Below are 18576 nucleotides of genomic sequence, written 5' to 3'. Positions count from 1 at the left end.
TACCAGTATTTTTCGTGTGCATTGGTGTCAAAATGCCTCTGGGTCAACAGGTGTAGATACAGCTACCGCCGTCAGGAGCTGGTTGTGTCACGTGAGAGTGACTCTGGTGTGTTTCCGCATCCGTCGACGGATGCGGGCCGTGCCCGTGCGGTTCCCGGGCGCGTGCAGGTTCGTCAAGAATCCTCCGGACGTCGTGGTAGATCTGCTCAGTCGGCTAGGACGAAACAGGACGAGGTCCCGGGAGCGATCGCTCCCGGGACCTCGTCGGTTACCCTGGTGAGCCCGGCTCGGTGTATCGGTGCCGTCTGCGGACGAACACAGGGGGCTCAGCCATCCTCGACATCGGAGATGAGTTTGGTGGACAGGTCGCGAACAAATTGCTGTGGCACACTCACGGGCCTGGGCGATCATAGTTCGGGCGAAGAGCGTTGGACTCGGCCGCGATGATGCGTTCACGGATTTCGGGCGGGTAGAGGTTGTCGAACGTCGCCGCGTACGCTCGTCCGTCTTCTACTGAGGCAAGCAAACCGTCGTGCACGACGATCGGCCCTCGGCCGCTGTGGCGTTCCTCTTCTGTGTAGCACTGATACCACGGCAGGATTGGGACCTCCCAGTGCTGTTGTCGGAGGCTGGGATGGATGCGGGTACCGAGCGCCCACAACACATCGCAGGTGTTGGATGGGTCGATGTCGTCGTCGAGTACATAGGTCACCGGGCACATGTGGCCAACCCGGTTGGTGCTCATCAACTCCCCGATCCGATGCACGAACTTGGTGCTGCTGGTCTCCGCGAGCGCATCGCGCCAATGTTGCGGGACCGTGATTAGCATCCAGTGGCAGGCTGTCTCCACTTGCAGCCACGCGGTGGTGATGGGCAGGCCGGCGTTGCGCAGCAGCGCCAGCACCTCGGCCGATACCCCCACCGCCGGGGCGATCTGGGCGTCATCGGGCGGGCGGCCGGTGGAGGTGACTGGCCAGATCGGGTTGTCGCGGTAGGTGATCGCCTCGATCGTGTATATCGGCTCCGGCGAGGTCTCTGGAAGCGCGTAGCCGTGAAACTCGGCATAAGGGCCTTCGGTGGCGTCACGCGTGATCGAGACGTGTCCTTCGATCACGACTTCCGCAGTCGCGGGCACGTCAAGATCGACCGTCTCACACTTGACGACCTCGAGGGGTTCGCCGTAAAGCGTACCCAGGAACGTTCCTTCATCCATCTCGGCTGGAATGGGCATCCCGCCGATCATCGGCACTCCGGGATCACCACCCTGTACGACGGCGAACGGCATCGGTTTGCCGATCTTTGCCCATTCAGCCCAGATCATCCCGATGTGTTGCTGAGGTAAGAACAAGCCGGTCATGTGGTGGCTATCGAGCACCATGATGCGCGAGATCGACCAGTTCGTCCACCGCCCGTCTGGTGTCTTCGCGACAATGATGCCCCAGGTGTTGAGGTAGGGGCCGCCGTCATCTTGATGCACCTGCGGAATCGGAAACCGATCCAGCGTCGCGTCGGCGCCGAGCAGAATGTTCTGCTTGCACGGGGCCGAATCTGCTGAGATCAGGGTCGGCGGGATGGGATCCTTTCCATGCACTTCCACCAGGTGCTCCACCAATTCCTCGGCGGTCACGTCGTGCGGCAAACCCAGCGAGACCGCCACTCGCGCCATTGGATGGTTTACATCGCTGGACAGCGCACCGGCAGCACCCAGCATCCGGAATCCCGGTGCTACCCCTTCGATCTTGTCGAACAACGGCGCCGGCCGGCGCTGCTCGGTTGAGCGTCGCGTAATCGCCGCGGCCTCGAGCATCGCACTAACAGGGCGTTCGATGTGCTCGACATCGCCCAGCGAGTCCAGCACACGCAAATACTCTCGAAGGTCCTTAATTCTGGCCATCACACATTCACCGCCTTAAGGTTCAACGACTTCTGGGCTGACATACCATTCCACCGTTTCGCGGTAGGTGATTCGATGCCGAACTGGTCCAGAATTCGGGTCACGATGTGACGAACGATGTCGTCGATGGATTTTGGATGCGTGTAGAACGCCGGCATAGGCGGGACGATACTGACGCCCATGCGAGCCAGTGCCAGCATATTCTCTAGATGAACTTCACTCAGCGGACTCTCACGCGGCACCAGCACCAGCCGCCGCCGTTCCTTCAGCGTCACGTCCGCTGCGCGGCCAATCAACCCGTCGGCATAGCCCGTCCGGATCCCTGCCAGCGTCTTCATGCTGCACGGCACGATCACCATGCCCTCCATCTGGTACGAACCCGATGAGATTGCCGCTGCCTGATCATCCCATGAATAGACAACATCGGCTAAGTCAGCAACGTCGCGCGCGGACAATCCTGTCTCCAAATGAATGGTTGCTCGCGCCCACCGCGATAGCACCAAGTGTGTGTGCACATCGCTATATTGCTGCAGTTGACGAAGCAACTCGACGCCAAAGATCGCGCCGGTCGCCCCGGTCATGCCTACTATGATATTTCTCATTCCACAGTCACTCCACTGTTGCATGCGTGCTTGATATGCCCTCGATGTCCGCGCCTAGAAATCACTTTTCGGACGGAGGTGCATCTATCTGGTAGACCCGCCGGAGGAGCGTCCTCCTCCTCGGGTTGCAACCCACGCATCTCATGCAATCACCGCGAGTCAACCTGGGGTAGACCAAAAAGAGGGATCTTCGTCCCTCGAAAGGGGTGATCCGGCCCGCGCTCAGTCGCCCACGCGGGTCCACAGCGGCCATCTGTCGGGTGCGGTGATGACCTGGATGCTGCCGCTGCCATGACGATGCTTGCCCGATCGAGGGTGCCGTCACCGAAACATGCTCGTGCCCAGTAGTTTTCGCTGCCAGCAACGCCGTATTTAGGCCCGGTGCCTGCGAAATCTCGAAATGGGCTGTGCACGAAGCGTTTCGCCGAGTGAAGACGAACAAGGATGCTGCCGGTGGACGGGGCTCTGCCGCTGACGGTGTTCGAGTCTGAGAGGAATAACCTTCACAAGATCGCATTCCTCCACCGCGACCAGGGTCGCACAATCAATCCCGGCCGTACCTCTGTTGCCGACGCCCCCCAGGATGTCACCCCTGTGGATAGGGTCGTACTGGGCGTGGAAACGCCGACGCTCGGACTGCTGGGCCGCAGCCCATAGCGTGCGTTGCAGTCGTCGCACTTTCACCAACTACGCCCAGTGGTTCGTCGCCGGCCACAACGGGCAACTGCCCGCCGGGGTTGTTGGAACGCGTCACCCCCTGGTCCAGCATTCAGGACGCAAGACGATGGCTACCATAATATGCGTGGAGATCGAAGCGTGGTTGGCGCCGATCGGCGTGGTACCGAAGCGCGGTCCCGGCGAGCTTGCGCAGCGGCTGGTATCGACGATTCGGGCCAACGCTGATTCCCCTCGTCCCGCCCCCCTTGTGGTCGCCAGGGGGCGGCGCGTCACACCAGTAGCTAGTCGTCGGATGGGTTGCCCCCGTGCGAAGCGGCCGCTGGCAAGGCCGGTGGCGCTAGCATTGAGGCGCAGCGATGCCGGTTGAATTCTCCTCGGCATCCGACCGGAAGCAGGTACGCGACACCTGGCAGTCCACGTCGGCAGGACTTGTGCGCAGTTACCAACGCGCGTTCGCCAACGCGGCCGACATGCTGCCGGTTCGACGACTCGCCCGCGTCGACGTCGACAAGGACCGATTCCTGACCGAGCTGGGCGCTCGCGCGGACGAACTCCACGACGAACTGCTTCGCGCGATGTGTGACCGTGCCATCACCAGGGACCCGCGAGAACTCGCCGAACTGTGTGAAATCACCCTCGAGCTTCAGGACATCCGGTCCAACCATCGGCAGGCCGTCCGTGAGGAGCGGCTGCGTATGCTCACCGTCGGGCAACAGGTGAGCGCGCGGTTGTCCCCGTTAGTGGGTGTCAAGACCCTTTTTGAACGCGCGGCCACGACGATGTGCGACCTTCCCGGGATCGAGCGGTCGATGGTTTTCCACCATGAGGGCGACCTATTGCGCGCCGTCGCCACCGTTTTCGTCGATCACGACGAGTGGGCGCGGGACTGCCAGGCCCTTTCGGCCAGTACCAGATACGATCTGGTGCCACAACGCCCCGAGGCGCTGATGATTCGGCGCCGCTCCCCGGCGATCGTCACCGATGCACTGAACGACCCCAACGCGTTTCAGCCGATCGTGCAAAAGATGCAAGCCTCAAACTATGTCGGTGCGCCGGTGATCGCTGATGGAGATGTCGTCGCGACGATACACGGCGATGCGTATTTCAGCGATCGGCCGGTAGATGAGGTCGACCGTGACGTCATCGCCTCCTTCGCCGCCTCGCTGGGACAGATCGTGGAGCGAGCGATCCTGATCGAGCAATTGCAGTTTCAGCAAAGGGGCGCCGAACAGCTCGCACGCTCGGCAGGCCGTGTACTGGGCAACCTGGCCGGTGGCATTCCGCTGTTGGGATCCGACGAACCAGCCCCGATAGTGCCGTGGCAAAGTCGCAGCGAAGTCGTCTCCGATCTGACCCGACGGGAGTACGAGGTCCTGCGGCTGATGACCACCGGGGCCACCAACCGGGAGATCGCGACATCGTTTTCCTTGTCCGAGGAGACCGTTAAGTCGCATGTGAAACGCATTCTGCAAAAACTTGGTGTGACCAACCGCGGCCATGCAGTCGCGACGTATTTGGAAAGCCTGGAGCCTGTGTCGAAGTGAGTTGAGGGGTGGCAGCTGCGGTGCCACCCCTCGGTTCGGTACGTGACCCTAGCCGGTGCGGCGGCGTGCGACCTCCTTGAGTGCGGGGCCGAGCTTGTTGCCGATGAGTGCAGTCACGTCGGCGTGTGGCTGATGCCGACACACGGACGATTTCCGCAGTACACGGGAGGTGTTGACCGACTGGTCGGCGACCTCGGTCACGTCCAGCCCGGCCGAGATGCCCTCGGTACCAAGGTGTTTGCGCAAGCGGTGCGGTGTGACCCCTTCGGGCAGTCCGAGCGCGGCGGCCAGCGGTCGCCAGCGTCGGCCCATGCTCTCGAGGTTGCGGGGCCCGCCGTCGTCCAGATCGAAGAACAACAGGGCTTGCAACTGTGGCTAGCAGGCTGATCGGGTGGGTATCCGTAGCGGTCGTGTCGAGGTGACGGTTTTCGGGCCCGCGGGGGTGTCGAAGGTGATCGGGTCACCGGAGGTGAGGGTGAGCGTCGTTGTGTCCGGGGCGATGCGGACGGTGATGGTGCTCGCGCCCACCGAGAGCCCGCGGATGGTCATGCCGTGTGGGAATCCGTTGGGCAGCATGGGGTTCAGTCGCGGACTCGCATCGGTCCAGCGCAGACCGGTCGGGGCGTAGAGCAGTCCCTGCAGGAAACCCGCCGCGCCGGTAACGAAGATCCAGGCCGCCTGGCCGATTGTGTTGGCGCCGGAACGCTCACCGCGGGCCTCGGACTGGAAGCTGTAGGGACCGCGCACGTATGGCTGCACCGACTGGTCCAGGTAGTACTGGGTACGGCAGGGGTCGTATTCGGCGCTGAGGATCGCGCCGACGGCGTTACTCATGTTCGGGCCGCCGGGGTCGGTCCGGTCGAAGTAGTAGTGCAGGGTGTCGACCGGCGAATACCCGGGTGCGGCGTAGGAGAACGGATAGCTGAGCAGGACGGTATCCGCCTGCTTGATCGGCGCGCCCGCGTACCCGAGGTATTCGGCGGGTACGCCAGGGGCGATGTCGGGTGGCATGGCCATGTTGGCAGCGATGTCGGCCCAGCGCGGGTCGACCGGCAGCCCGGCCAACCCGGCGGCGTGGGCGGCGATACGCATCGTGTTCATCACGCCGCCGTTGGTGAGGGCATTGTCGACCGATAGGGGGACGTACTCGTCGGCACCGGCCGCGGGCACGTAATGGTATTTGCCGTCGGGCATTTTCGGGCCGATCCGAGCGGTGAGGTAGTCGGCGATCGCGGTGATCACCGGGGCACCCCTGGTATGCAACCAGTGCCGATCGCCGGTAGCGGTGTAGTACTGCCACTGGGCCAGGGCGATTTCGTTGTGCAGATGCTCCTCGGTAAGCCCGCAGACCGTCGGTGAGGCACACCGCTGGGCGGGGCCGTCGTTCCACGGATACAACGCACCCGGCAGCCCGTAACCGCGAGCGTTGGCCCGCGCGGTGGCCAGGGCGGCGCCACGGAAGTCGACTATCGTGCGCGCCAGGTCCGGATACAGCGCCAGCAGTGTCGGGAAGATCCAGGTGTCGGCATCCCAGAACGTCATGCCGCCGTAGTCGTCGGACGACAGTCCCGCGGGCTGCACTGCCCACCGTTCGCCTGCGCGGACACTGGCCAGCACCGAATACAGGGCCGCGTGGACCCACCGGGTGTAGTCGTCGCGGCCGGGGGTATCGATCCCTTTCTGCCACAGCTGGTCCCACGCGGCGGTATGCGTGCTGTATTCGGCGTCGTAACCCTCCGCACGGCCGGACTCGGCCGCGGTGGTGGCGGCGGCCTGCGGATCGGGACCGTAGTCGGTGGACGAGATCCCCACGTACTTGGTGAAGATGTAACTGCCACTCTCGGTCACCGGCGTGGTGTAGCGGATCCCGCTGGTGCCGGGCAGCGCTGCGGTCGCGGTGCGCTGCGGCGTATCGACGGCCGAAACCACGAACGCGGTGTCCGCCGAGCCGTCCGCGCGCACCCCGGCGACGCTCTGCTTGCGGGCCGGATCGGCGAAGGCGGTCACCGGGGACACCCGTCGCGCGGCGGCGGTGTCGATCAGATCGGTGACTTCGAGATCTCCCGAGAAGTCTGGGGTGAGGGTCAACCGCTGCACTGCCAGATCGGGTCGCGAGCGGGACACGAACGTGTCGTAACGGAGCCGTACCCGATGCTCGCGATCCGGTGCCCAGGTGACTTGCGTTGTCGCCGTGGCGGTCCGGTAATCCAGCGTCTGCCTGTAGCCGTGCACGGCCGCCGGATCCACGTCGGCGTAATATTGATGGCCGGTGACCCCGACGGTGAACCCCGACCAGGCCGGTAACGCCGCGATCACCTGTGTGTACTGAGGTGACGGAGCCGCCTGCGCATAGAAACCCGCCAAGTACGTGCCGGTATACCGAGGCTGCTGCAACGGATACGCCGTGCGTGCGGTGTCACCGTAATCGTGATACCCACCGCCGCTGGGTGGCAGCATCGTGCCGATCCGCCCGTTACCCAGATACGGGGCGGCTCGAAAATCGTTCGGAGCGAACATATCCGAAGTGGCCGACCACTCCGCATCCGCGCCGTGGTTCGCGCCTGCGATACCGGGCACCAGCGTCACCGGGACTACCACACTGGCCTGTACGACCAACGCCATCCACAGCCACCCACCCCGCGCCCGCACTATGCTCCCGATCCAGGTCACGCCGCCCATCCTCAGAGTCGGACGGGCGTCGGTCAATACGACACGCACAGTAGGCGCGAAGCAAACTCGACACCCGCCACGACCTCGATTTCGGTGTGGTCGGTGAGGGTGACCGCCTGGCCGTCGCGGACGCGGATCGATCCGTAGACCCAGATCTTGCCCGGGCCTCGCGAGATATTCCGGCGGCGCCTCGATCCGGTGCCCATCGACCGACCACCCGGTGCGGGTCCGAAGGTGCGGGGTGAGACCAGGCCCAGCTCGTCGGCGCAGACGGCCGTGGCGGAACCGGCCACACCACCACTGAGATCCACAGCCGACACGGATCGGTGAAAGCCATGACGGCGCCAGGCATTCGGACCGTTCGAATATCCGACCTCGCCATCGACGGCGCCCGCCGCCGCGCGCGCCGGACACCTCGGTACTCCAGCATCACTTCACGATCTTGTTGGGCGGCATAGAGTTTCGTGATGAGTCCGGCCGGTCGAGAGCTGTTCCGCCTGCTACGCAACCTGGGCACATCGTTCGCATCTCGGCCGATAACTCCGGTCTACCGCCTAGGATTCGTTCGTGACGACTTCCAGCCATCGATCGGGCCGGCCTCTGCACGGTTCACCGATCGATATCGACGGACCGCGAATTTCCCTGTATGCAAAGGATTTCGCAAAGGACCCGCACAGCGCCTATCAAGCGATGCGTGAACAGTACGGGTCTCTGGTTCCGGTGGAATTGGCGCCTGGCGTGCCTGCCACACTGGTGATCGGGTACTACACGGCGTTGCAGATCTTCAACGATCCGGAGCGGTTTCCGGCCGATCCGCGTGCCTGGCAACAGAACATCGCGACGGATTGCCCGGTGCTTCCGCTCATGCAGTGGCGACCGAACGCGCGGCGTAACGACGGCGCCGTTCACGCCCGGTATCGGCAGGCCATCGTCGCGGGCCTCGCGGATGTCAATCCGTACCGCGTGCACGACACGGTCGAACGGGTCGCTGTCCAGTTGATCAACTCGTTCTGCGAGGACGGATCCGCGGACCTGATCCAGCAGTATGCTTTTCCGCTCACGTTCGGCGTGCTGAATGTTCTGATGGGGTCCCCGACCGAGATCGCGCAGCGCGCCGCTGCCGGGATGGCGGCGATGTTCGAGGGCGTCGATGCCGAGCGCGGAGGCAGGGTTCTCATCGAGTCGTTGCTGGAGTTGATCGATCTCAAGCGCGCCGAGCCCGGCGACGACGTGACGACCCGGATAATTCGGTACTCGACCGACCTGAGCGACTCCGAGATCGTGAACCAGGTGGCCACGCTCTACGGGGCAGGCATCGAACCGCTGCAGAACTTGATAGCCAATGCGCTGCGCGTCATCCTCACCGACGAACAGTTCGGGGGCAGCGTCGTGGGCGGAAGCCTGTCGACCCGTGACGCGCTCGATGAAGTCCTGTTCAACGATCCGCCGATGGCCAACTTCTGTTTCGTTTTCCCGCGGCAGCCGATCCTCATTGATGACTTCTGGTTGCCTGCCAACCAGCCCGTGGTCATCAGTTTGGCGGGCTGCAACACAGATCCGGTGATCGGCACGGACCAGCACATCGGCAATCGTGCTCACCTGGCCTTCGGCGGCGGGCCGCATCGGTGTCCGGCCAATTCGCTGGCCTACCTGATCGCTCAGGACGCCATCGACCAGTTGCTCGACGGCTTGCCCGAGCTGCGTCTCGGAGTGCCGGCCGCCGAGCTGACTTGGCGGACAGGCGCTTTCCATCGTGCACTGACTACGCTACCCGTCCATTTCCCCGCGTCGCCTCCGCTCACGCCGGTGTAGCCGTCATTCTCGGCGCAGCCGGGCGACGTTGCTGAGCCAGTCCTCGATGATCTGGTCGGCCAGGGACTGATCGGTTCGTATGATGCGGGTCAGTTCGAGCCCTCGGATAAGGGCCATCAGCGACTCGAATGCGATACGCGCTGCGCCGGGATCGGGGATGCCCGCGTGGCGGTGGAAAAGCGTGCGAAGGGCGCAGCCCAGTCTCGTCTCCGCGGGCAGCAGCGCGGCGCGCAACTCCCGGTCGGTGCGGGCGGCGGCCCACAGTTCGATAGCGGCCTGAAAGGGAGGGCCCGCCATCGCCGATCGGATCGCGTGCACCAGCTGCTCCAGGGCCTCGGGTCCGTCGCCGAGATCGGTAACGAGTTCACCGACGTGGTGCAGGCGGATATCGGCGATGTGGTGGATCGCAGCGACGAGCAACTCCGATTTCGAGCCGAAATGATGCAGCAGCGCACCCCTCGAGACCCCGGCCGCGTCCTGGATCCGTTGTGTTGTCGTGCCCGCGTAACCATGGTCGACCAGACATCTGATCGTGGCGTCCAGAAGGACCTGACGCGTTCTCGCGTGCTGTTCTCTACGCGTCAGGCCTCCCGGTTTCCGGTTCACAACGGCCTGAGTTCACCGTTGGCGATCTGATCGCGAAGCCGGAATTTCTGGACCTTGCCCAGGGCAGTCACCGGCCAGCTCTCGCCAATGAACCAGGACTTCGGGGTTTTATGCGGCGCGAGGCGTTCTCGCAGGTAGTCGTGCAGTTCGCCCGAGGCGGGAGACTGCTGCGCCGGGTCGAGCCGGACGACGGCTGCCACACTTTCGCCCCACGCAGGGTCGGGCAGACCGAGCACGACCGCGTCGGTGATCGCGGGGTGCGCGGCCAAGACCTCCTCGATCTCGCGCGGATAGATGTTCTCCCCGCCACGAATGATCATGTCCTTCAGCCGTCCCGTGACCCGCACATATCCGCGTTCGTCCATCGTTCCGAGGTCGCCGGTGTGCAGCCGGCCGTCGGCATCGATCGTCTGGGCGGTCTCGGTCGGCATATCGAGATAGCCGATCATCTGCTGGTATCCGCGCGCGCAGATTTCGCCCTCGACCCCGGTGGCCCGCACCGCGCCGGTAACGGGATCGCGGATGGATACTTCGACCTGGGGAAGCGGCTGCCCCGCCGTGAAGAGATTGTCCTCGCGGCTGTCCGTCGGGCGCGTCTGGCAGACGATCGGACCGAGTTCGGTCTGGCCGTAGACCGCGCTGGTCACAGCACCGCAGGCCGTCGCCCAACCATCGACCAGGGCAGGCGGGACCGCATCGCCTCCGGACATCACGACCTTCAGCGAACCGAGATCGAAACTGGCCAGCGCCGGATGCGCGAGCATGGCGTGCAGCATGGCGGGCACGCCACCGAAGATCTCAGCTCGGTAATTCTGTATAGCCGCAAGCATCGTCGCCGGATCGAAGATCTCGCCGAGGACCAGTGTTCCCCGCTGATACACCGATCCCATCCCGGCCAGACCGCAACCCGCGGTGTGGAACAGGGGCAGGGCGGTGGCGAACGTCGCCGCCCGCGCCTCGGTGCAGCGGTCGCGGACGAAGGCAGCATTGGTGACCATCGCCCGGTGCGAGAGCACCGCTGGTTTCGCGCCACCGGTGGTGCCGGAGGTGAACTGGATCTGGGTGGCGGACCGGGGGTCGACAACCGGCAGCTCCGCTCGCTTGGCGGTACTACGCACCTCTCCGAGCCAACCCTCCAAGGCGATTGCCTCGCGCACCGCGGGCACCGCGGGAAGTACGGCTCGGACAAGTGCGGCCATATCGGAACCACGAAAGCTGTCGACGAAGAAGATGCCGACCGCATGCGACCTGTCCAGGGCGTACTCGAGTTCGAGTCCGCGCAGTGCGGGATTGGTGGTCACGAGCACCAGTCCGCTGAGCGCGGCACCGTACTGGAGCACAATCCATTCCGGGACGTTCGGGGCCCATACCGCGACATGTTCGCCCGGCCGGAAACGGTCGAGCAGCCAGGCGGCCGCCCGCTCGGCATCGTCGCACAACTCTGCGTAGGTCCAGGTGCGAGCTTCGCGTTCCGGAGCAACCGATACCAGAGCGAGCCTATCGGGCACCTCGGCTGCGGCCTGCTCCAACAGTTCGCCCACGGAGATATCGAGGACAGGCCGGCTGGTATCCGCCGGCCAGGCGGATTCGGTGAGCGCCCTCATCGGCTCGCCTGTGCCGCGGCCTTCTCGTCGAGTTCTCGCTTCATTCGGGCGATTTCGTCCTCGGTGGGGATGTCACCTCCGCCGTCGGGAATCAAGCGGCCGCTGTCGCGCCACTGGACCGCGGTGCCGAAGCCGTGTTCCTGGGCGAAGTCGACAAACCAGCGACCTTCTGGAGAATGCCGTGTTATGCCGTCGAACAACACGGCGAGATTCTGGGTTGTCTGCAGGCCCATGTTGTCATAGGCCTGGTTGATCATCATCTTCTGCATGACCAGCTGATTGATCGGGATACCTGCCATACGATCGACGAGCTTTTCGACCGCGGCGTCGAGTTCGGCTGCGGGAACAGCGTCGATGACCAGCCCCCACTCCCGGGCCCGGACACCGTCGATGGTGTCGCCGGTGAGCAGCATGCGCTTGGCACGTTCGGCGCCGAGACGATAGACCCACATCGCGGTCGTCGGGCACCCCCACACCCGTGCAGGCATATATCCGATCTGGGCGTCCTCGGCCATCACCACCAGATCGCACGAAAGAGCGATATCGCTGCCACCCGCAACGGCATACCCGTGAACCTTGGCGACAGTCGGCTTCGCCGATCGCCAGAGCGAGAAGAAGTGGTCGGTGTTGCCCTTCATCATCCGGAAGTCCTTGATCGGATCCCACACCGTGCCTTGGTGTTCCACGCCGCCCTCGGCATAGACCTTCAGGTCGTAGCCTGCGCAGAACGCACGCCCCGCTCCCTGGACCACGATGACGCGCACCGAATCGTCGGCATTCGCCTGGGCAACCGCGTCCTCGATCTCTCGGGCCATGTCGGCGGTGATCGCGTTGAGCCTGTCGGGGCGATTCAACGTGAGGTAAGCGCGACGTTCACGCACTTCGTAGTCGACGGTGTCTCCGATGAAAGTCATGTCGGCGTCCCAAACCTCGGCAGCGATGGTGTCGAAACGTTTTCACAGTCCATTTGGACTGTCAATGGATCTGTCCCGGTAGCAATCGGATTCGTGCGGTAGGCCCGGCGTCGGTTCGCACTCGAGCGATCCGGCCCGCGCCGGGGTGATCGGTCAGCTCCGGTGCGCCTCCAACAACCAGGCGGGTAGGCACAGTCTGGGCAGTATCGTGTGTCGATGATCAACGTCCGAGCGAAAATCTGCGGCATCCGGACCGAGTCCGATCTCCGGGCCGTTGTCGCGGCCAATGCCGATGCGGCCGGGTTCATTTCGGGCACGACGCATTTCAGTGAGGATGAACTCGACGTCGAGCGGGCCCTGCGACTGTCGCGACTGGTGCCGTCGTCGATGGAGCGCGTGCTGGTCACCCATCTCACCGATGCGGGCGCCGTACTGCGCCTCGCCGACCGGATCGGCGTGGACTGCATCCAGTTACACGGGCTGATCTCGCTCGACACCGTGCGCGCGGTCCGGCGGGACGCGGCCGGGCGGCGGGTGATCCGCGCGGTCCACGTGACCGGGCCGGACGCGGTCGACGCAGCCATGCGAGCGGCACCGAATTGCGATGGGATAGTGCTCGATTCGCGGTCCGCACACCGGCTCGGCGGAACCGGGCGCACGCACGACTGGTCGATCAGCGCACGCATCGTCGACCTGCTCGCCGAATCGGAATTCCCGGTCATGCTGGCCGGGGGCCTCAACCCGCGCAACCTCACCGCGGCCATCGATGCGGTGAGGCCGTCCTGGGTCGATGTCAACTCCGGCGTCGACGACTCGCGCGGCGACAAGGATCCATCGGATTGCAGCGACTTCGTCAGGGCGGCACACGCCGTCGTGGCGCCGAACGCTGCTCTAGCCCGACCGCGATCAGAATGAGCACGCCCGCTGCGGCAGTCGCGGAGCCGGGCAGACTTCGGGTGCACACCGCCCCCACCAGTGTGGCCACCACCGCCTCGTTGAGCCCGATGACGCTGGCCGTCGCCGCGTCCAGCCACCGCAGCGCCTGCCAATACAGGGCGAATCCGGGCCCGAGGAGCAGGGCGCCGACCGCGGCCAGCTCGGCCGCAACCGGCGCCGACGGTGGATCGAGCGCGAGCAGTGGGCTGCTCGCGGCCCCACCCAGCAACAGTTGCAGTCCCGCGGAGGTGGTCGTGTGGTTCGGCCCCGGCTGCCGCGCTATCACACTGACCAGCATCGCCACGCAAGCCGCGCTGCCGAGTGCCAGTCCACATCCGGCCACGACCGACCCCACCGCCGTACCGCCTGGGTGGCGTCCGCTGACCAGCCAGATCGCCGCCGCGACCAGGAGCAGTTCGAGCAGTACCGGAAGCGTCGGCGCCCGTCGTCCGCGCAGCAGCGCCACGGCGATGATCAATACCGGCGCCGTCAGGTGCAGGGCGACCACCACCGGCAGCGGGCCGACCCGCAGCGCCGCGATGTACAGCGCCAGATTCGCGGCTTCCAGCACGCCCAGCTGGACGTACAGCGCCGGGTGGGCGATGAGCGTTGCCCACGGGTGCTGTCCGCGCAACCGCGCCGACACCAGCAGCGGCACCGCCCCGCCGAGGGCGACCAGACCCGCCGTGGTCGGGGCCGCCAGTGCCGCCAGCAGTGCGCTGGAGGTACCCCACAGGCAGGTCACGGCGATCATGAGAGCAATCGGAGCGGCCGTACCCCGGGCAGTTGGAGTAACCATAGGCAGACCAATCAGAGTAGCCATAGGCTAGGCCAGCAGGTAAGTGACCACAGGCAGCACGAGCGCTGTGAACGCGGCGAACACCGCGCTCGCCACCCGCCCTTTCGGTAGTCGCGGAAAGTACGTGGCCAGCCCGCAGTAGGTGCCGAAGGCGATGAGCACCGTGCCCCACACCACCAGGGCCCGACTGCCGATCGTGCCGTATACGGTGTCGAAGCCCACCGCCAGCGCGAATACCGTGGCACCGGCCGCCGTACCGATCAGCAACAACGCCGCTCCCGCAGTGGAATTCATCAGCATGCGGTGGCCGCGCATCGCGGCGATCGCCTGCGGATCCGTGCGATGGGTGCCGTCGGCCCGGCAGATCTCGTCGTACACCCTCCCCGGGTTCACTCGCTCGTTGATCGCCGGCCGCACCTGCAGCAGGGCTTCCAGCGCCTGAGTGGTGGCGTAGGAGGTGACCGGTCCCTCGTCGGAGATGCGGAAGCCGCCCCGATAGATGGCCAGCGCATCCATCTCCTGCATGTCGAGCAGCACGACGATCGCCGCACGCACCGCGGGATCGAAAATGGTGCGGCTGTCGGCGGAAATCACCGCACCGACCGCCAGATGCAGGGTGAGATGGCGCCAGGTGTCCACGAGATCGTCACGCCGAAAGATCTCGGTCTCGATCTCGCATTCGCCTCGGCGCAGCCCGGTCAGCAGCCGTTTGACCGCCATCGCGCACGCCCGCTCCGCACGCTTGTCACCGATTCGGACGATCTCGGGGCGAGCGAGCACGGCGGCGATGTGCGCCGCCGCGTAGATCGGCAGTGAACGTGGGTCCTGATAGATCGCCGAGACCAGATATCCGATGCCACGCGAGATGGCTTGGTGCCGTTCACCGTCGAAGCCGCTGTCACCGATGAGCGCCTCGACGGCGGCGGAGGTCGCGGTGATCGATACCGGGCCGAGGAAACCCGATATCCGCCAGCCACCGGTTTCGGAGTCCTGTTGATCCAGTAGGGATCGCACAGCTCCGGCCAGATCGGGATCGGACTCCTCGATCTTCAGGCAGCGCAGCGCGCGGATGCGCCACGCGACATCGATCGGGGTACGGAAGTACCATTCGTCGCCATTCGGCCGTTGCACGACCGTTGCCCGCACCAACATGGCGACCTTTGCGGCACGCGGGATTTCGCAACCGGCGCGATGCAGAACGCAGACCACCTCGGCGGTGTTCTGCGGATTGGGTGGCACATCAGGTATCCAGCCCCAGCCCGCACCCCCGCTGATATGCGGTATCTGGCTGCCGCGCAGCCATTCCACAGCCATCCGGATACGCTCGTCGATGTTCGACACGACCCTCCGCCCCCTTAGTACGTTGCCCCAGAGACTTTCGATAGGGCGCTGATAACTGCCAAGTTACCCGGATGGTCCGACAATCCGCCCGTCTCGAAAGCGTCTGAATCGATTGGTAGCAAACGTGTTTCGGGTCCATATCGGGGCTTCGGCCGCGTCCGTCGCCGTGGGAATTGCAAAATCTGCAGGCAGCGAACCGGATTCGCCGACGCCACGCACCCTGGGCCACGCATCTCCGACCGAGGGTTTATCGCGAGGCTATCATGGCGTAACTGGAACTGTTCCGGTCCGAGTTCGAATTGCAACCCATACCCCGGCGGATCCGGCCGCAATCGCCCGCGTCTCGAGCAAATCCCATGACATACCTCAAATTCCAAGACAGTGGACCAGCACCGCGGTACGAGAGTCGACCACAGCCGGGACACGGGACGCCGAATCGAAGCCGCCGGCTACCGCGCCGATCTACCTGAGCGCACAACGTGGTCTGCCTGCGGAGGGCGCCGCCGCCTTCCAGGAGCGGTACCGCGCCCACCGGAGAATCACGACCGGCCGCATTCCTCGCCGGAGCCAGGACACGCTGGCCGGCGCGGGCGGCGACGCCGTCGATGCTGCGTCCGCCGCGTAGCTCGAGGTCACGTTGGCCTTTCCGCCGCCGAATGTCACGCGGTCATCGTTACGGGCATCTAAGCGCCACAGCGTGATTGAGCGTGCACTCCCGTGCACGCTGCCGCCAAGTCGGTCAGAGCACGCGGCGCAGCATGGCGGACTGTCCGACACGCTGTTCCCTACCGTCGAAACTCATCCACTTATCAACTGCAACAACACGTTCGGTCTTCGTGGCGTGTACGTGGCGGTAATAATGCTCATGCTTGTCCGGCATGTCCTACGATCTTCTGAAGCACGTGCAGAGGCACACCGGCATCCGCCATCCATGTCGGTCTCGTGTGCCGCAGATCGTGCCGGCGGAGGTGCCCGGGGGCTGCCGCATGCCGCTCGCGCGGCTACCACTGCCCACTTGTTCAGACTCCTCGGACGCAATTCCGTTACACCCCATTGAAGTTCGAGCCGACGACCAGTTCGAGGCGGGTTCATTTCAGCATTGGGTGCGTTGGACTGGCGCAGTGATCCTTGGGGCTTCCGCGGACGGCCTGGGACTGCTACTCCGGGCTGAGCCGAGCAGGGCCATGCGATCCGCCACCGGTCCGGCCGCGATCTGTCAACGGGGTCGAAAGGCTCGCTGCATCCGTCGCCGCGCGGCCCATGCCAGGTTGCGTGTACCGGCCCGCCAGCGCCGCGCGCTGGTCATGGCCCGGAAGCGTTTCGTCCTGGGCTGGACTGGCCGTCGGCGGCCGCGATGTCTTGCCCACGTTGTTGCATGCGGTTGCTCACGGGATCGCCCTCGCCCGCGGCGCCGCTTGGACGCGATGAATGAGGCGATGGCGTAGGCCAATGCGCTCAGGGCGTACAGGACGGCGGTGATGACGAGCCATCGGGAAAGGAACGGTTGTTGAGTCAGGCCTGTCGCATTGTGGTAGGTGGTCGCGCCTTGTTCGATGATGCCCGGAAAAAAGAGCAGCAACAGCAGTCCGGCAGCGAGGGTGGGGATGCGCAGGTAGTTCGTCGCAGGTATCCGATGGCCGCGGGTCGGTGTGGGCACGAGGCGGTCGGCAAGCGTGTACAGCGGAAAGAGAATCAGGTCGTGGCCGATGATCGCAACGGCAAACCAGACGATGATCGATTGCCACCACACGTTCGGGTTGAACAGCTGGCGCAGGCCGAGGGTGTATACGGCGTACGCACCGAGCGCGAGGGAGGCGAGTAGGACGAGCAGGTGCAGTGGGTGCGCGCCGTAGACGGACTTGCTGAACGCGATCAGGCGTCGCATCAGTCAGCTCCGGAATTCGATTGAGCGCACCCATTTGGTGCAGTGCACGCCGGGCAGCGCGGGGACGATGATTCGGGCCGGATAACCGTGATCGAGGGACAGCTCGGCCCCGTTGACACGAAAAGCGAGCAGTGCATCGGGGTTGAGCACCTGGTTGCGGTGCAGCGCCGCACGACCGAAAGGGCCCCCCTGTTCCAGCGACGACACGATTGCGGAACCGGGTGTGGGGACGCCTGCGTGCTGAGCCAGGTCGGCGAGGCGGATGCCGGTCCAGGTTTGCACGGTCGACCATCCTTCGACGCACGCGATCGGCAGGTCGACAGTGTGCTGGGGCATCGCGGCGAGTGCGGATTTGTCGAGATCGAGTGGGACCGGACCACCGCGCAGTTCCAGGCGCCAGGCGGGGCCGGTGGCCGCCGGGTCGATTCTCGCGACGGCGGCGGTGCGGTTGACCTGAAAGTCGTTGGGCCCATTGCCGTAGGTGCGGCCGCGCGGCACCAGGAGCGCGGCCCGGCGGGTGATGCCGCCCAGGGTCTGTCCGGCGGTGAGGACCGCGACCAGCGCAGAGCCACCCGCGACGAGGGCAAGTGCGCCGCGCCGGCTCAGGGTGGCAGGTATCGGATCCACAGCGACGAGACCGTCGATGTCGCGGGGTTCGGGCTCGGTGTCGGCGCGGGAGGTGGACAGCACGCTGCGCAGGGTGCGCGATCGCAGACTGGAAATCATCTTCGGCAATTTGATCGCGACGTGGGCGACGAACCCGGCGATGAACACCCAGGCCCCGAAGTAGTGTGCGGTGTAGAAGCTGAATCCGAAGATATAGTCGTACTGGATATTTAGTACGCCGGTGACGATTTCGAACAGAATCCCACCGACGAGCATCAGCAGTGAGACTCGTTCGATGACCTGGGCGATCGAGCGCGCGGGCGGCCAGGCGAACAACCGGGGGATCACCGACCACAATTTGGCCAGCACCACCGGGATGATCACCAATCCCAGCCCCACATGCAGACCCTGGGCCAACCTGTACAGCCACGACGGCCGCGATGGCCAGTCGAAGGTGGGAAGTGTCAACCAGCCGACGTGGCCCGGGATGGCCTGTCCCAATCCTGGGCCGTAGGCGATGTAGGACAACAAACCGGTGATAGCGATGACCGGCAGCACCACCAACAACACCAGGCCGAACACCGAGGTCAACCATGGACCGCGCAGCGGGCTGCGCCACCGGATCCGGTCGAATCCCGGCGGCGGATTCTTCGCCATGAACCGCCACGCCGCAGACGGGAATCCG

General features: G+C 65.0%; 16 protein-coding genes and 2 pseudogenes. 3 read left to right on the top strand and 15 right to left on the bottom strand.

Going from position 1 to position 18576, the window contains the following annotated elements; translation table 11 throughout:
* Nucleotides 1-391: 391 nt before the first annotated feature.
* From KO481_RS12990 to KO481_RS42975, 3 genes and pseudogenes are all read right to left on the bottom strand, one after another.
* Nucleotides 392-1894: a UbiD family decarboxylase gene (locus tag KO481_RS12990; protein WP_215917282.1), complete on the bottom strand. Its 1503-nt coding sequence runs from the start codon at nt 1892-1894 to the stop codon at nt 392-394.
* A complete protein-coding gene (locus tag KO481_RS12985) occupies nt 1894-2496 on the bottom strand; it encodes a non-oxidative hydroxyarylic acid decarboxylases subunit B (RefSeq protein ID WP_215917392.1) in 603 nt (200 codons plus the stop codon). Before KO481_RS12985 ends, KO481_RS12990 begins: the two co-directional genes overlap by 1 nt.
* Nucleotides 2497-2733: 237 nt before the next feature.
* A pseudogene (locus KO481_RS42975) lies at nt 2734-2881 on the bottom strand (IS5/IS1182 family transposase); the annotation flags it as partial.
* A 649-nt stretch (nt 2882-3530) separates the two neighbouring features.
* Between KO481_RS42975 and KO481_RS12980 the strand changes: the two are divergent.
* The gene (locus KO481_RS12980) at nt 3531-4718 is read left to right on the top strand and encodes a LuxR C-terminal-related transcriptional regulator (protein WP_215917281.1); all 1188 of its coding nucleotides are present in this window, start codon (nt 3531-3533) and stop codon (nt 4716-4718) included.
* Nucleotides 4719-4766: 48 nt separating this feature from the next.
* On the opposite strand, the gene KO481_RS12975 is transcribed toward KO481_RS12980, so the two are convergent.
* The 3 genes from KO481_RS12975 to KO481_RS12965 all read right to left on the bottom strand — a co-directional run bounded on the left by KO481_RS12975 (nt 4767) and on the right by KO481_RS12965 (nt 7681).
* The gene (locus KO481_RS12975) at nt 4767-5087 is read right to left on the bottom strand and encodes a hypothetical protein (protein ID WP_215917280.1); all 321 of its coding nucleotides are present in this window, start codon (nt 5085-5087) and stop codon (nt 4767-4769) included.
* 6 nt (nt 5088-5093) lie between these two features.
* Complete coding sequence (locus tag KO481_RS12970; protein ID WP_215917279.1) at nt 5094-7340, bottom strand: glycoside hydrolase family 65 protein; 2247 nt, start codon at nt 7338-7340, stop codon at nt 5094-5096.
* Nucleotides 7341-7420: 80 nt separating this feature from the next.
* On the bottom strand, nt 7421-7681 hold the full coding sequence (locus tag KO481_RS12965; RefSeq protein ID WP_215917278.1) for a hypothetical protein: 261 nt from the start codon (nt 7679-7681) through the stop codon (nt 7421-7423).
* 274 nt (nt 7682-7955) lie between these two features.
* On the opposite strand from KO481_RS12965, the gene KO481_RS12960 reads away from it, so the two are divergent.
* Nucleotides 7956-9200, top strand: coding sequence for a cytochrome P450 family protein (locus tag KO481_RS12960; RefSeq protein ID WP_215917277.1), 1245 nt, complete (start codon nt 7956-7958; stop codon nt 9198-9200).
* 3 nt (nt 9201-9203) lie between these two features.
* Here KO481_RS12960 and KO481_RS12955 read toward each other — a convergent pair whose 3' ends face one another.
* Genes KO481_RS12955 through KO481_RS12945 form a run of 3 tightly spaced genes read right to left on the bottom strand, consistent with a single transcriptional unit; the run spans nt 9204 to nt 12324 of the window.
* Entirely contained in the window at nt 9204-9806 is a 603-nt protein-coding gene (locus KO481_RS12955) for a TetR/AcrR family transcriptional regulator (RefSeq protein WP_308166567.1), read from the bottom strand.
* Complete coding sequence (locus KO481_RS12950) at nt 9803-11347, bottom strand: AMP-binding protein (protein ID WP_308166566.1); 1545 nt, start codon at nt 11345-11347, stop codon at nt 9803-9805. The genes KO481_RS12955 and KO481_RS12950 overlap by 4 nt, the downstream gene beginning before the upstream one ends.
* Nucleotides 11348-11406: 59 nt before the next feature.
* The gene (locus KO481_RS12945; protein ID WP_215917275.1) at nt 11407-12324 is read right to left on the bottom strand and encodes a crotonase/enoyl-CoA hydratase family protein; all 918 of its coding nucleotides are present in this window, start codon (nt 12322-12324) and stop codon (nt 11407-11409) included.
* 216 nt (nt 12325-12540) lie between these two features.
* On the opposite strand from KO481_RS12945, the gene KO481_RS12940 reads away from it, so the two are divergent.
* Complete coding sequence (locus KO481_RS12940; RefSeq protein WP_215917274.1) at nt 12541-13239, top strand: phosphoribosylanthranilate isomerase; 699 nt, start codon at nt 12541-12543, stop codon at nt 13237-13239.
* Here KO481_RS12940 and KO481_RS12935 read toward each other — a convergent pair.
* The 6 genes and pseudogenes from KO481_RS12935 to KO481_RS12910 all read right to left on the bottom strand — a co-directional run bounded on the left by KO481_RS12935 (nt 13178) and on the right by KO481_RS12910 (nt 18548).
* Nucleotides 13178-14014 (bottom strand): DMT family transporter, encoded by an 837-nt coding sequence (locus tag KO481_RS12935; protein WP_215917273.1) that lies wholly within the window; start codon nt 14012-14014, stop codon nt 13178-13180. The two genes, KO481_RS12940 and KO481_RS12935, sit on opposite strands and share 62 nt — an antisense overlap.
* Nucleotides 14015-14086: 72 nt before the next feature.
* Nucleotides 14087-15373 carry a prenyltransferase/squalene oxidase repeat-containing protein gene (locus tag KO481_RS12930; RefSeq protein WP_215917272.1) on the bottom strand — a complete coding sequence of 429 codons (1287 nt, stop codon included), beginning with the start codon at nt 15371-15373 and terminating at the stop codon, nt 14087-14089.
* Nucleotides 15374-16139: 766 nt separating this feature from the next.
* Nucleotides 16140-16280, bottom strand: a complete 141-nt coding sequence (locus KO481_RS12925) for a hypothetical protein (RefSeq protein WP_215917271.1) — start codon at nt 16278-16280, stop codon at nt 16140-16142.
* A complete protein-coding gene (locus tag KO481_RS12920; RefSeq protein ID WP_372452012.1) occupies nt 16264-16329 on the bottom strand; it encodes a hypothetical protein in 66 nt (21 codons plus the stop codon). The genes KO481_RS12925 and KO481_RS12920 overlap by 17 nt, the downstream gene beginning before the upstream one ends.
* A 458-nt stretch (nt 16330-16787) precedes the next feature.
* Nucleotides 16788-17285: pseudogene (locus KO481_RS12915) on the bottom strand (hypothetical protein); the annotation flags it as partial.
* Nucleotides 17286-17288: 3 nt separating this feature from the next.
* Nucleotides 17289-18548, bottom strand: coding sequence for a molybdopterin-dependent oxidoreductase (locus KO481_RS12910; protein ID WP_215917390.1), 1260 nt, complete (start codon nt 18546-18548; stop codon nt 17289-17291).
* Nucleotides 18549-18576: the final 28 nt, after the last annotated feature.

It is taken from the genome of Nocardia albiluteola (assembly GCF_018860155.1).
Taxonomy (GTDB): domain Bacteria; phylum Actinomycetota; class Actinomycetes; order Mycobacteriales; family Mycobacteriaceae; genus Nocardia; species Nocardia albiluteola.
This window is presented reverse-complemented; position numbering and strand designations above follow the sequence as displayed.

Bases quoted from the DNA above. Each gene is read 5' to 3' on its own strand.
- KO481_RS12990 (WP_215917282.1), bottom strand. From the start codon at position 1,894: ATGGCCAGAATTAAGGACCTTCGAGAGTATTTGCGTGTGCTGGACTCG.
- KO481_RS12985 (WP_215917392.1), bottom strand. From the start codon at position 2,496: ATGAGAAATATCATAGTAGGCATGACCGGGGCGACCGGCGCGATCTTT.
- KO481_RS12980 (WP_215917281.1), top strand. From the start codon at position 3,531: ATGCCGGTTGAATTCTCCTCGGCATCCGACCGGAAGCAGGTACGCGAC.
- KO481_RS12970 (WP_215917279.1), bottom strand. From the start codon at position 7,340: ATGGCGTTGGTCGTACAGGCCAGTGTGGTAGTCCCGGTGACGCTGGTG.
- KO481_RS12945 (WP_215917275.1), bottom strand. From the start codon at position 12,324: ATGACTTTCATCGGAGACACCGTCGACTACGAAGTGCGTGAACGTCGC.
- KO481_RS12940 (WP_215917274.1), top strand. From the start codon at position 12,541: ATGATCAACGTCCGAGCGAAAATCTGCGGCATCCGGACCGAGTCCGAT.
- KO481_RS12935 (WP_215917273.1), bottom strand. From the start codon at position 14,014: ATGATCGCCGTGACCTGCCTGTGGGGTACCTCCAGCGCACTGCTGGCG.
- KO481_RS12930 (WP_215917272.1), bottom strand. From the start codon at position 15,373: ATGGCTGTGGAATGGCTGCGCGGCAGCCAGATACCGCATATCAGCGGG.
- KO481_RS12925 (WP_215917271.1), bottom strand. From the start codon at position 16,280: ATGCCGGACAAGCATGAGCATTATTACCGCCACGTACACGCCACGAAG.
- KO481_RS12910 (WP_215917390.1), bottom strand. From the start codon at position 18,548: ATGGCGAAGAATCCGCCGCCGGGATTCGACCGGATCCGGTGGCGCAGC.